The 12527-nt window shown below is 72.1% G+C and carries 12 protein-coding genes; 9 read left to right on the top strand and 3 right to left on the bottom strand.

The genetic code is table 11. The features are described 5' to 3' along the window. Window positions 1-23 precede the first annotated feature (23 nt). Window positions 24-410 (bottom strand): metallopeptidase family protein, encoded by a 387-nt coding sequence (locus tag IE273_RS06550; RefSeq protein WP_189814205.1) that lies wholly within the window; start codon window positions 408-410, stop codon window positions 24-26. A gap of 351 nt (window positions 411-761) precedes the next feature. On the opposite strand from IE273_RS06550, the gene IE273_RS06545 reads away from it, so the two are divergent. The 6 genes from IE273_RS06545 (at window position 762) to IE273_RS06520 (ending at window position 6582) form a co-directional block, all read left to right on the top strand. After that, window positions 762-1187 carry a DUF3499 domain-containing protein gene (locus tag IE273_RS06545; RefSeq protein ID WP_014673095.1) on the top strand — a complete coding sequence of 142 codons (426 nt, stop codon included), beginning with the start codon at window positions 762-764 and terminating at the stop codon, window positions 1185-1187. 208 nt (window positions 1188-1395) lie between these two features. Continuing rightward, complete coding sequence (locus tag IE273_RS06540) at window positions 1396-2760, top strand: phosphomannomutase/phosphoglucomutase (RefSeq protein ID WP_189814204.1); 1365 nt, start codon at window positions 1396-1398, stop codon at window positions 2758-2760. 73 nt (window positions 2761-2833) lie between these two features. Continuing rightward, window positions 2834-3004 (top strand): Trm112 family protein, encoded by a 171-nt coding sequence (locus IE273_RS06535; protein ID WP_014673093.1) that lies wholly within the window; start codon window positions 2834-2836, stop codon window positions 3002-3004. A 55-nt stretch (window positions 3005-3059) separates the two neighbouring features. Next, the gene (locus IE273_RS06530; protein WP_189814203.1) at window positions 3060-4187 is read left to right on the top strand and encodes an SIS domain-containing protein; all 1128 of its coding nucleotides are present in this window, start codon (window positions 3060-3062) and stop codon (window positions 4185-4187) included. A gap of 94 nt (window positions 4188-4281) precedes the next feature. Then, window positions 4282-5433 carry a mannose-6-phosphate isomerase, class I gene (gene manA / locus IE273_RS06525; protein WP_189814202.1) on the top strand — a complete coding sequence of 384 codons (1152 nt, stop codon included), beginning with the start codon at window positions 4282-4284 and terminating at the stop codon, window positions 5431-5433. A 168-nt stretch (window positions 5434-5601) separates the two neighbouring features. Continuing rightward, window positions 5602-6582 carry a cation diffusion facilitator family transporter gene (locus IE273_RS06520; RefSeq protein WP_189814201.1) on the top strand — a complete coding sequence of 327 codons (981 nt, stop codon included), beginning with the start codon at window positions 5602-5604 and terminating at the stop codon, window positions 6580-6582. A 21-nt stretch (window positions 6583-6603) separates the two neighbouring features. On the opposite strand, the gene lepB is transcribed toward IE273_RS06520, so the two are convergent. Further along, entirely contained in the window at window positions 6604-7161 is a 558-nt protein-coding gene (gene lepB / locus IE273_RS06515; RefSeq protein ID WP_189814609.1) for a signal peptidase I, read from the bottom strand. A 515-nt stretch (window positions 7162-7676) separates the two neighbouring features. On the opposite strand from lepB, the gene ahcY reads away from it, so the two are divergent. Together ahcY and IE273_RS06505 are read left to right on the top strand one after the other, a co-directional pair. After that, window positions 7677-9134: an adenosylhomocysteinase gene (gene ahcY, locus IE273_RS06510; RefSeq protein WP_189814200.1), complete on the top strand. Its 1458-nt coding sequence runs from the start codon at window positions 7677-7679 to the stop codon at window positions 9132-9134. Between the two features lie 293 nt (window positions 9135-9427). Then, window positions 9428-10042, top strand: a complete 615-nt coding sequence (locus IE273_RS06505; protein ID WP_189814199.1) for a hypothetical protein — start codon at window positions 9428-9430, stop codon at window positions 10040-10042. Window positions 10043-10098: 56 nt separating this feature from the next. On the opposite strand, the gene IE273_RS06500 is transcribed toward IE273_RS06505, so the two are convergent. Next, the gene (locus IE273_RS06500) at window positions 10099-11070 is read right to left on the bottom strand and encodes an RDD family protein (protein WP_189814198.1); all 972 of its coding nucleotides are present in this window, start codon (window positions 11068-11070) and stop codon (window positions 10099-10101) included. Window positions 11071-11213: 143 nt separating this feature from the next. On the opposite strand from IE273_RS06500, the gene IE273_RS06495 reads away from it, so the two are divergent. Beyond that, window positions 11214-12221 carry a stage II sporulation protein M gene (locus tag IE273_RS06495; RefSeq protein ID WP_189814197.1) on the top strand — a complete coding sequence of 336 codons (1008 nt, stop codon included), beginning with the start codon at window positions 11214-11216 and terminating at the stop codon, window positions 12219-12221. Window positions 12222-12527 lie beyond the last annotated feature (306 nt).

Genomic DNA, 12527 nt, shown 5'->3' with positions numbered 1-12527 from the left:
GGCACCGGGCCGACGAAGGCGCCCTAGTCCTCCCCGTACCGGGGGTCCACGGTCTCCGGTGTCAGCCCCAGCAGCTCGGCCACCTGCTCCACGACCACCTCGTGCACCAGCGCGGCCCGCTCGTCGCGCCCCTTGGTGCGGATCTCCACCGGCCGCCGGTACACGACCACCCGTGCCCGCCGCCCGTCCCGCGCGGGGATGACCCCACCGAGCGGAACGGCGTCGTCCGTCCATGCCGCCTGATCCCCGGGCCCCTCCAGCCGGGGCACCTCCAGCACCAGGAAGTCGATGTCGGCCAACTGTGGCCACCGCCGCTCAAGACGTTCCACGGAGTCCTGCACCAGGTCCGCGAACACCTCGGCACGGCTGGCCGCCAGCGGCACCTGCGGCGGCGCGATCGGCCCTCGCATGCCCCGCCCGTGGCGATCACGGCGACGGGGCCCTGGGCCGGCGGTACGGGGCGGTACACGGTTGTCCATCACTGGTGAAGGGTAGTCCCCGCGCCCTCCGCACGTCCGGCTCCGCGCGGCAACCGGCCCATGCCTCCGCATGTCACAGGATGACCATTTCAGCCAAGGTCTGGCTCGATTCCGTAACTCTCCGAGACCGCCGAACTCAAGGCAATTGACGGTGTTTGTACCGGCTCATGACCGGACGCGGTCCCGCCCGGCACCCGCCGGACATGCGTCCATGCAGGTCAACGAAGTCCGCTCAAAGGGGTGTGTGGGGCGTTTCACAGCACGACACGGGGGAGTGACCTGGTGGAGAGTCGTCGCGGCCCGCTCAAGAGTGCGGTACCGTCCAACGTCGTGAGCCCTGTACGTCGCTGTTCGCGCACCGCCTGCGGCCGACCCGCCGTCGCGACGCTGACGTACGTCTACGCCGACTCGACCGCGGTCCTCGGCCCGCTCGCCACCTACGCCGAACCCCACTGCTACGACCTGTGCGCCGAACACTCCGAGCGCCTCACCGCCCCGCGCGGCTGGGAGGTCGTACGACTCCTCGACGCCTCCGCGCCCGCGCGGCCCAGCGGGGACGACCTGGAAGCGCTTGCCAACGCCGTGCGCGAGGCGGCCCGCCCGCAGGAGCGCGCGGCCGAGGCGGGCGGCGGCGGATCGCGCGCCGCCGACCCCATGGAGGTCGCCCGCCGCGGCCACCTGAGGGTCCTGCGCTCCCCGGACAACTGAGCGCGTCGACCGGCCGGCACCACGCCTGAGGCCCCACCGCGCGCCACGGCCGAACGCCACCCCGCGCCACCCCCGCCCCGCGTGACGGTCCGGACCCTCCGGACGTTACGGAAGAGGGCCCACCGGGCGTCCGGCTGGTGTCCGCGCGGGCGCCCTCGCTCCCGCCGGGTAGTTTGTGGGCACCCATAGGACTTCAGGAGGGTTGGCCGTGACTGCTGATCTGTCGCAGATCGTGAAGGCGTACGACGTGCGCGGAGTGGTCCCGGACCAGTGGGACGAGGCACTGGCCGGACTCTTCGGCGCCGCCTTCGCGGAGGTGACGGGAGCGGCGGCCATCGTCGTCGGCCACGACATGCGGCCCTCGTCCCCCGGCCTCTCCCGCGCCTTCGCACGCGGCGCGGCGGACCGCGGTGCGGACGTCACCGAGATCGGCCTGTGCTCCACGGACCAGCTGTACTACGCCTCCGGCGCGCTGGACCTGCCGGGCGCGATGTTCACGGCCTCCCACAACCCGGCCCGGTACAACGGCATCAAGCTGTGCCGCGCGGGCGCCGCCCCCGTCGGCCAGGACACGGGCCTCGCGCAGATCCGCGAACGCGTCGAGCGCTGGCTGGCGGAGGGCGCCCCGGACTCAGTGGACCGGCCGGGAACCCTCTCCGCGCGCGAGACGCTGGAGGACTACGCGGCGTACCTCCGCTCCCTGGTCGACCTCACCGCCATCCGCCCCCTGAAGGTCGTGGTCGACGCCGGCAACGGCATGGGCGGCCACACGGTCCCCCCGGTCTTCGCCGGCCTGCCCCTGACCCTCGTCCCGATGTACTTCGAACTGGATGGCACCTTCCCGAACCACGAGGCCAACCCGCTCGACCCGGCCAACCTGGTGGACCTCCAGAAGCGGGTCCCGGCGGAGGGCGCCGACCTCGGCATCGCCTTCGACGGCGACGCCGACCGCTGCTTCGTCGTGGACGAGAACGGCGACCCGGTCTCCCCGTCCGCGATCACCGCGCTGGTCGCCGCCCGCGAACTGGCCCGCAACGGCGGCAAGGGCACGGTTATCCACAACCTGATCACCTCCCGCACGGTCCCTGAGGTGGTGAAGGAGAACGGCGGCACCCCCGTCCGCACCCGCGTCGGCCACTCCTTCATCAAGGCGGAGATGGCCCGCAGCGGCGCGATCTTCGGTGGCGAGCACTCCGCCCACTACTACTTCAAGGACTTCTGGAACGCCGACACGGGCATGCTGGCCGCCCTGCACGTCCTCGCCGCCCTCGGTGGCCAGGAGGGCCCGCTGTCCGCCCTGGTCGCCCAGTACGACCGCTACACCGGGTCCGGCGAGATCAACTCCACCGTCGCCGACCAGTCCGCCCGCCTCGCCGCGATCCGCACCGCGTACGAGGGCCGCGCCGGCGTCACCCTCGACGACCTCGACGGCCTCACGGTCGCCGCGGCCGACTGGTGGTTCAACGTCCGCCCGTCCAACACGGAGCCGCTCCTCCGCCTGAACGCCGAGGCGAAGGACGAGGCCACCATGACGAAGATCCGCGACGAGGCACTGGCGATCATCAGGGGCTGAGCGGCCTGCCCATGAGCGGTACGCTGACCAGGCATATGCACAGACACCCGTACGCCCTCTGAAGGGACAGCACATGCCGCTCGAAGCCGGCCTCCTGGAGATCCTCGCCTGCCCGGCCTGCCACGCCCCCCTGAAGGAGCAGGACACCGAGCTGATCTGCACGGGTCAGGACTGCGGCCTCGCCTACCCGGTCCGCGACGGCATCCCGGTCCTGCTGGTCGACGAGGCCCGCCGCCCCGAGTGACGGGGCCCGTCACCTCGTAGCACCCCAGGATCCCGGCGATCGGAGGCTGCCGCCCATGCTGGACGAATCGCTGCTCGACACCCCGGAGGGCCTCGCGGAGGCCGACCACCGGGGTCTGCTCCGCGGCGCGGCGGAGGCCGGCGCCCGCGTGCGCACCGCCGCCCGGCACGCCACCGAGGCCGGCGTCGGCGAGCTCAAGCCCGACGGCCGCCCCCGCGCGGTCCTCATCGCGGGCCCCGGCGCCGCCGCCACCCACACCGCCGACCTCCTCGGCACCCTGGCCGGCCCCGGCAGCCCCGTCGTCCGGCTCGCCCCGACCGGCGTCGCCCCGGCCGCGGGCGCCCTGCGCTGGGAACTCCCGGGCTGGGCCGGCTCCGTGGACCTGCTGCTGATCGCCACCCCGGACGGCAGCGAACCGAGCCTGTCCCTCCTCGCGGACCAGGCCTACCGCCGTGGCTGCTCGGTCGTCGCCGTGGCCCCGCCCCGCACCCCGCTCGCCGAAGCGGTCGCCGGCGCGCACGGTCTGTTCGTACCGATGGCGACGGCGCCGTACGACCAGGAGGAACCGCTCGCCGCGTCCTCCCCGGGCGTCTTCTGGGCGCTGCTGACCCCGCTGCTCGCGCTCCTGGACCGGATCGGCCTGATCGTCGCCCCGCCGGACGCCCTGGAGAAGGCCGCCGACCGCCTCGACCACATCGCGGAGCGCTGCGGCCCCGCCATCGCGACGTACAGCAACCCGGCGAAGACCCTCGCCGCCGAACTCGCCGACGCGCTCCCCCTGGTGTGGACGGAAGGGCCCTCGGCCGGTCCGGCGGGCCGCCGCTTCGCCGCCGCGCTCGCCGAACTCGCCGGCCGCCCCGCCCTGGTCGCCGAACTGCCCGAGGCGCTCGCCGCGCACAGCGCCCTGCTGGCCGGCCCGCTCGCCGCCAGCGCCGACCCGGAGGACTTCTTCCGCGACCGCGTCGAAGAGCCGCCCGCGCTGCACGCGCGCGTGGTGCTGCTCCGCGACCGCCCGCTCAGCGGCCTCACCGCCGCCCCCGCCGCCCGTGACGTGGCCCTCAGCCACGACACCGCGATCAGCGAGCTCGAACCGGAGGAGGGCGGCGAACTGGAGACCCTCGCGGAACTGATCGCCGTCACGGATTTCGCCGCCGTTTACCTGGCGCTCGCTTCCGGGGCCTGATCCTGCTCCGGGCCGGACGACCCGAGCCCGCCCCTGCCCCCGGCACAGTCGCCGGTGCGGCCGAGCAGCGTACGTACGGAGACAGAGAAGACACATGGACCGCCTCGACAACACCATCCGCCCCTACGCCTGGGGTTCTCCCACAGCCATACCGCACCTCCTCGGCGTCGAGCCGACCGGGGAACCCCAGGCGGAGATGTGGATGGGCGCGCATCCGGGCGCCCCGTCACGCACCGCGCGCGGGACCCTCGCCGAGGTCATCGATGCCGACCCGGCTCGGGAACTCGGCGCCCGCGCGGTCGCCAGGTTCGGCCCCCACCTGCCGTTCCTGCTCAAGATCCTCGCCGCCGGCGCGCCCCTGTCCCTCCAGGTGCACCCCGACCTGAAGCAGGCCAAGGAGGGGTACGCCGACGAGGAGCGGCGCGGCATCCCGGTCGACGCCCCCTACCGCAACTACAAGGACGCCAACCACAAGCCCGAACTGATCTGCGCCCTCACCGAGTTCGACGGCCTGTGCGGTTTCCGCGACCCGGTCCAGGCCGCCGACCTGCTCGACGGGCTCGGCGTCGACTCCCTCAAGCCGTACGTCGACCTGCTGCACGCACACCCCGCGGAAGCGGCCCTGCGCGAGGTCCTCACCGCGATCCTCAGCGCCGACCCGGAGGAGATGGCCCACGCGGTCGCCGAGACCACCGCCGCCTGCACCCGCCTCGGCGGTGCCTACGCCCCCTACGCCGACATCGCCCGGCACTACCCTGGCGACCCCGGCGTCATCGCGGCCATGCTGCTCAACCACGTCCGGCTCCAGCCCGGCGAGGCCCTGTACCTCGGCGCCGGCATCCCGCACGCCTATCTCAACGGCCTCGGCGTCGAGATCATGGCCAACTCCGACAACGTCCTGCGCTGCGGCCTGACCCCCAAGCACGTCGACGTCCCCGAACTCCTGCGGATCGTCCGCTTCGAGCCCATGGACCCGGGCGTGCTGCGCCCGGAGGCCTCCCCGGAGGGGGAGGAGGTCTACGAGACCCCGATCGACGAGTTCCGGCTCTCCCGGTACGTCCTCCCCGAGGGCGGCGCCGCCCACGACCTCACCCGGGACACCTCGCAGATCCTGCTCTGCACGGCCGGTACCGTCCGGGCCGGCGAGTACGAACTGCGCCCCGGCCAGTCGGTCTTCGTCCCGGCCGGCGAGCAGGCGAAGATCAGCGGCGCGGGCACCGTCTTCCGCGCCACCGTGATCGTGTGACCGAGGCCGCGGACGGCCTGTGGATCATATGACCGGGGTTGTGGATACCTGACGCACCAGTGCCCGGCCGGGCTGCAAGAATGGCCCACCGGCAAAGGCCGGGCAAAGCCGGGCACTCGTCCGGACGGACGCACCAGGACGACAGAGGCGAAGGGACAACGCGACCACATGAGCGCGTCAGGCGGTACCAAGGCGATCGTGGCGGCACTCGGCGCCAATCTCGCCATCGCGGCATCGAAGTTCGTGGCGTTCGCGTTCAGCGGCTCCTCCTCGATGCTCGCCGAGGGCGTCCACTCGCTCGCCGACTCCGGCAACCAGTTCCTGCTGCTCGTCGGCGGCAAGAAGGCGCAGCGCCAGGCGAGCCCGCAGCACCCCTTCGGCTACGGCCGCGAGCGGTTCATCTACGCCTTCCTCGTCTCGATCGTCCTCTTCTCCATCGGCGGCATGTTCGCCATCTACGAGGGCTACGAGAAGGTCCGCCACCCGCACGACCTGGAGCACTGGTACTGGCCGGTCGGCGTCCTCGTCTTCGCGGTCATCGCCGAGGGCTTCTCCTTCCGCACGGCCATCAAGGAGTCCAACGGGCTGCGCGGCACGCTCTCCTGGAAGGAGTTCATCCGCCGCGCCAAGGCACCCGAGCTGCCCGTCGTCCTCCTGGAGGACTTCGGCGCGCTCATCGGCCTGGTCCTCGCCCTCGGCGGCGTCGGCCTCTCCCTGCTCACCGGCGACGGCGTCTGGGACGGCATCGGCACCCTCTGCATCGGAGTCCTGCTCGTCCTGATCGCCCTCGTCCTGGCCGCCGAGACCAAGTCGCTGCTGCTCGGCGAGGCCGCCGGGCTCGACGACATAAAGAAGATCGAGGCCGCGATCGTCGACGGCGACACGGTCACCCGCATCATCCACATGCGCACCCTCCACCTCGGCCCGGAGGAGCTGCTGATCGCCGCGAAGATCGCCGTCCAGCACGACGACACGGCCACCGAGGTCGCCGGCGCCATCAACGCCGCCGAGGCCCGCATCCGCGCCGCCGTCCCCATCGCCCGCGTCATCTACCTGGAACCGGACATCTACAGCGAGGCTGAGGCCGCCAAGGGCCCGGACCCGAAGGCGACCCCGGGCGGCCCGACCCCGCACCCGGCGGGTCACTGAGCAAGCCGGGCGGTACGCCCCTCAGCCCTGAGCCGGCTGCGTGGGCCAAGGCGCCGGCGGCACCGTCGGCGCCTTCCGCCGCCACACCACCACGGCGGCGATCCCCAGCCCGGCACCGGTGAGGACCAGCAGACCGCCCACGAGCAGGGCCGTGCCCAGCAGAGCCGGGCCCGTACGGTCGTCCGTCACCCGCCCCCGCACGGCGTCCACCGGCACGGTCCCGCCGTGATCGGCGGCGAAGAAGCGGGAGTCCATCGAGTCGGACCGGTGGTCACCCATCAGGAACAGCCGGCCCTGCGGCACCTTCACGTCGTACGGCCGGTGCACACCGTCGGCGTCGCCCTCATAGACATACGGCTCCCTGACCGGCTCGCCGTTCACGGTGACCCGCTCCTCGGAGCCCACGGTCGTGCAGCACGCCACACGGTCACCGCCCACGCCGATCATCCGCTGCATGAAAACACCCTCGGCCCGGTAGCGCCCCGGCATCGAGAACACCACGACGTCCCCGCGCCGCACCTCACTCCCGTCCACCCGCTCCCAGATGATCCGGTCACCCCGCTGGTACGTCGGCTCCATGCTCCGGCTCGGCTGCGTGCCCGTGCCGTACGCGCCACGCCCGTAGACGAAGGCACCCCGGGCCAGCACCACACCCAGCAGCCCCACCACCAGCGCCGCGATCCCCAGTCCCCGCCCTCTGCCCGCCATGTCCCGCCCCTGTCCATGCGGCCCGTCCGCGGCGCGGAGCATAGCGGCCCTCTGTGAACGCTCCGTGCGCCGGGCTCGCCGTGACCGCCCGGCGCACCCCGTCCGTCACCAGGCCCCACTGACGAAAACGCCGCGCACCCGGCCCATCGAATGCTCAGGCGGACTGGGGCCGACCGGGCCGACCGTGTAGCTTGGGACGGAGCCAGACGTCGCTGCTGATGGCGGTCGGGCGGTCCCACGCGGACCGACCGAGGGAGAGAGGGCCTCCGACGGACTGCGCTGCGCGTACGCGGGCATGCCTGTGTCCTCTTCTTGGGCACCCCTGTGTCCGCCGCCGCGCAGACCAGCCGTACCCACCTCGACCCAACCCCGAGGAGCAGCTCGTAATGACGACTGTCGAGAACCGACAGGACTTCAAGGTCGCCGACCTCTCGCTGGCCGAGTTCGGCCGCAAGGAGATCACCCTCGCCGAGCACGAGATGCCCGGCCTGATGGCGATCCGCAAGGAGTACGCCGAGGCCCAGCCGCTCGCCGGCGCCCGCGTCACCGGCTCGCTGCACATGACCGTGCAGACCGCCGTGCTCATCGAGACCCTGGTCGCCCTCGGCGCCCAGGTCCGCTGGGCCTCCTGCAACATCTTCTCCACCCAGGACCACGCCGCCGCCGCCATCGCCGTCGGCCCGAACGGCACGCCGGACAACCCGCAGGGCGTCCCGGTCTTCGCCTGGAAGGGCGAGACCCTGGAGGAGTACTGGTGGTGCACCGAGCAGGCGCTGACCTGGCCGGACAGCCCCACCGGCGGTCCGAACATGATCCTGGACGACGGCGGTGACGCCACCCTCCTCGTCCACAAGGGCGTCGAGTACGAGAAGGCCGGCGAGGTCCCCGCCCTCGACACCGCCGAGTCCGACGAGCACCGCGTCATCCTCCAGCTGCTGCACCGCACCCTGGGCGAGAACCCCCAGAAGTGGACCCAGCTCGCCTCGGAGATCCGCGGCGTCACCGAGGAGACCACCACCGGCGTCCACCGCCTGTACGAGATGCAGCGCGACGGCGTCCTCCTCTTCCCGGCGATCAACGTCAACGACGCCGTCACCAAGTCGAAGTTCGACAACAAGTACGGCTGCCGCCACTCCCTGGTCGACGGCATCAACCGCGCCACCGACGTCCTGATCGGCGGCAAGACCGCTGTCGTCTGCGGCTACGGCGACGTGGGCAAGGGCTGCGCCGAGTCCCTGCGCGGCCAGGGCGCCCGCGTGATCGTCACCGAGATCGACCCGATCTGCGCCCTCCAGGCCGCGATGGACGGTTACCAGGTCACGACCCTCGACGAGGTCATCGACAAGGCCGACATCTTCATCACCACGACCGGCAACAAGGACATCATCATGGCCTCGGACATGGCCAAGATGAAGCACCAGGCCATCGTCGGCAACATCGGCCACTTCGACAACGAGATCGACATGGCCGGCCTCGCCAAGATCCCCGGCATCGTCAAGGACGAGGTCAAGCCGCAGGTCCACACCTGGACCTTCCCCGACGGCAAGAAGATCATCGTGCTGTCCGAGGGCCGCCTGCTGAACCTGGGCAACGCCACCGGCCACCCGTCGTTCGTGATGTCCAACTCCTTCGCGGACCAGACCCTGGCCCAGATCGAGCTGTTCACCAAGCCCGACGCGTACCCGATCGGCGTCTACGTGCTGCCCAAGCACCTCGACGAGAGGGTCGCCCGCCTCCACCTGGACGCGCTCGGCGTCAAGCTCACCCAGCTGCGCCCGGAGCAGGCCGCGTACATCGGCGTGGAGGTCGACGGCCCGTACAAGCCGGACCACTACCGCTACTGATCCGGTGAGCGCGTAGTCCGGCCCGCCGGGGGAGTGCGCCGGTGCACCGACGCACCCTCCCCGGCAGCAGGTCCTCCGAGGCAGGCCCCCGCACCCCCGTGCCGGGGGCCTGCCCCTTTGGCTCCCTGAGGACCAGCCCCTCCGGCCACCGGAGCGCCTGTCCTCCGGCGCCCTGACCCATGGCTTCCGGGCCCCGAAGCCTTAGGGAGCCAGGAATCTGCGGGACCCCTCGCCGCACCGCTTCCGGACCCATACCTCCCGGCCGGATCAGCCCGTCAAGACCCAGGACCCCCATGCCCCGCGGCCGTTATTCGCTCCACGATCCGCACGATCACACCCCCCTCGCGGACGAACACTTCCAGTGCGCCCCCGGCCCGTCCGGCTGGCGCTATGTCTCCCGGCTGACCGGCCCCGCCGGCGACCACCGCGGTTCGGTCGACCTCGCCCTGGACGACCTCGGCCGTCCCCTCCGCCTCGAACTCCACGCGGGTGACTGGCAGGTGCGCGGCGCCGCCCTCGACGGCGTCACCTGGGTCCGCACCGACCCCACCGGCACCCAGGCCACCGAAGGCAATGTGCGCGCCCACGCCTTCACCGGCACGTCCCCCGCGTTCCTCGTCGCCACCGCACGGCTCCTGCGCCTCACCCCCTCGTCCGCCGCGACCCGTGTACGCCTCGTGGCCTTCACCGACCCCGTCCTCGCCCCCCGCACCGTGGACCAGTCCTGGGCTCTGGTGAACAGCGAAGCACACGCCACTGACAACGGCCCCCTGACCGTGGACGAATACCAGGTCACAGCCCTGGACACCGGGGAACAGCACACCGTCCACATCGCCGGCGACGTCGTCCTCGCCGCGCCCGGGATCGAACTGGAAGACCTCCAGTCCCCACCGTCGCGATTCGACTGACCCCACTACCTCCGGCGGCCCCGCGTGCGGCGAGCACGGTGGGACCGCACTCCGGGCTACGCCGGCGGCGCGAACCCCGTGGCCGGCCGGTCGGCCCGCGGCTCCTCCCGCGGCGGCGCCGACGAGGGAGCGAGAGGGGCCTGCGGCGGCTGCGGTGCGGCACCGTATGCCATCGGCGGTACCGACGGCTGCGCCACCGGCGGTGCTGCGGGCGCTGCCACCGGCTGGGTCGCGGGCGCTGTCACCGGCGGAGCGAAGCCGCCGGACGGCGCGCCGCCGCCCCTTCCGAACGCCTGCCGGGCCTCACGGGCCTGCCGCTCGTGCACCACGGCCGCCAGGAAAGCGGCGGGAGGCAGATCCCGCGGCACCGGCGTCCCGGTCCGCTCCGCGAGATCGGCCGCCAGCCGCTGCGCCATACCCGCCGACACCTGCGGATCAAGCTGCTGCATCCGCGTCAGGTACTGCCGGACGGCGAGCCACAGCCCCTCCGGGACCGCCGACAGGTCCAGCCCGGCGAACCGCCCCACGAGCCACGGCGGCGGAGGCGGAACGAAACCGGCCCGCCCGGCGGGTATCCGTTCCCGCACGACCAGGGTGCCCGCGAAAACGTCCCCGAGCCGTCGCCCCCGGGCCGAGACCAGCGAGGCGATACAGGCCACCACCCCGAACGTCATCAGGATCTCCACCACCCCGATCGCGCCCCGCACCAGTGCGTGCCGGAAGCGGATCGGCCCACCGTCGTCCCGCACCACCCGAAGCCCGAACGCCAGCTTCCCCAGCGAACGCCCGCGACTGAGCGTCTCGACGGCTATCGGCCCGCCGACCAGCACCAGCAGAAACGTCGCGATCGACAGCGCCAGCTGCGCGGCCTCGTCCAGCGAAGCCGTCGACACGGCCAGCACCATCAGCACGACGACGTACGCGACCACCGCCACGACCAGGTCCAACAAAACGGCCAGCGCCCTGCTCGGCAGCTTCGCGGGCCGCAGTTCGAGCGCCACCGCCTCGCCCGTCACCAGCTCACTCACGCCCGCCGCCCTTCCCTGGTCTGCCCCCTGAACCGCAAGTCTGCCAAGCTGAGGGCGCGTCGCGCCGCAGTACGACAAGCTGACAGCAAGCCCGAGCACCCACGACGAGCCGTGGACGACCAGCCGAGGAGCAGGCAGACCCGATGGACCTGGACGTCTTCGTCTCCGTACATCGAGCCGAATGGGACCGGCTCGATGCGCTGCTCGGCCGCCGAGGTCGGCTCACCGGCGCCGAAGCAGACGAACTCGTCGTCCTCTACCAGCGCACCGCCACCCACCTGTCCCTCATCCAGTCGAGCGCTCCGGACCCGCAACTGACTGGGCGGCTCAGCCGGCTCGTGGCACGCGCGCGCAGCACCGTCGCCGGCACCCGCCGCGCCTCCTGGCGAGACGTCACGCGCTTCCTCGGCCAGGGCTTCCCGGCCGCCGTCTACCGCACCCGCCACTGGTGGGTGCCCACCGCGCTGGTCTCCACCGCCGTCGCCGTGCTCCTGGGCTGGTGGATCGGCACCCACCCCGAGGTGCAGTCGTCCATCGCGGCACCCAGCCAGCTGCGCGAGCTGACCCGGCCCGGCGGCGAGTACGAGACCTACTACTCCAGCCATCCGGCAGCCGCCTTCGCGGCCCAGGTGTGGACGAACAACGCCCAAGCGGCGGCGATGTGCCTGGTCCTGGGCGTCTTCCTCGGGCTGCCCGTCCTCTGGATCCTCTTCCAGAACATGCTCAACCTGGGCGTCGGCTTCGGCCTCATGTCCTCGGCCGGCCGCCTCGACACCTTCCTCGGCCTGGTCCTCCCGCACGGCCTGCTCGAACTGACCGCCGTGTTCGTCGCCGCCGGTACGGGCCTGCGCCTCGGCTGGACCGTCATCGACCCCGGCCCGCGCACCCGGCGCGCGGCGCTCGCGGAGGAGGGACGGGCCGCCGTCGGCATGGCCATCGGACTCGCCCTGGTCCTGTTCGTCTCCGGAGCCATCGAAGGCTTCGTCACCCCCTCCGGCCTGCCGACCTGGGCCCGCATCGGCATCGGCGTCGCGGCCGAGCTGGGGTTCCTGGCGTACGTCTACGTACTGGGCGGACGTGCCGCGCGCGCCGGTGAGACCGGCGATCTCGAAGCGATGGACCGCAGCGCCTCGGTCCCCGCGTCCGCCTGACGGCCGGCGGATGTGCGCTCGACCCCTGTGAGCTGCTAATCTCCTCTTCGCCCCACGAGAGCCGTTGACACGGAGGGACTGGGGAGGTAGATTCAAACAGTTGCCCGGAGCTGGACAAGCTCCCCGGCAGCCGATAGAATCTATGAGCTTCCTCAGAAGTCCTGAGTGATATTCCGAGAAGCACCCCCCGATTACTCAGAAATGAGCGGCTGGTTCAACCGGCCGAAAACTTCTGATAAAGTCGGAAACGCCGGAAAGGGAAACGCGAGAGCGGGAACCTGGAAAGCACCGAGGAAATCGGATCGC

The sequence above is a fragment of the Streptomyces olivaceoviridis genome (assembly GCF_014650115.1).
GTDB lineage: Bacteria > Actinomycetota > Actinomycetes > Streptomycetales > Streptomycetaceae > Streptomyces > Streptomyces olivaceoviridis.
This window is presented reverse-complemented; position numbering and strand designations above follow the sequence as displayed.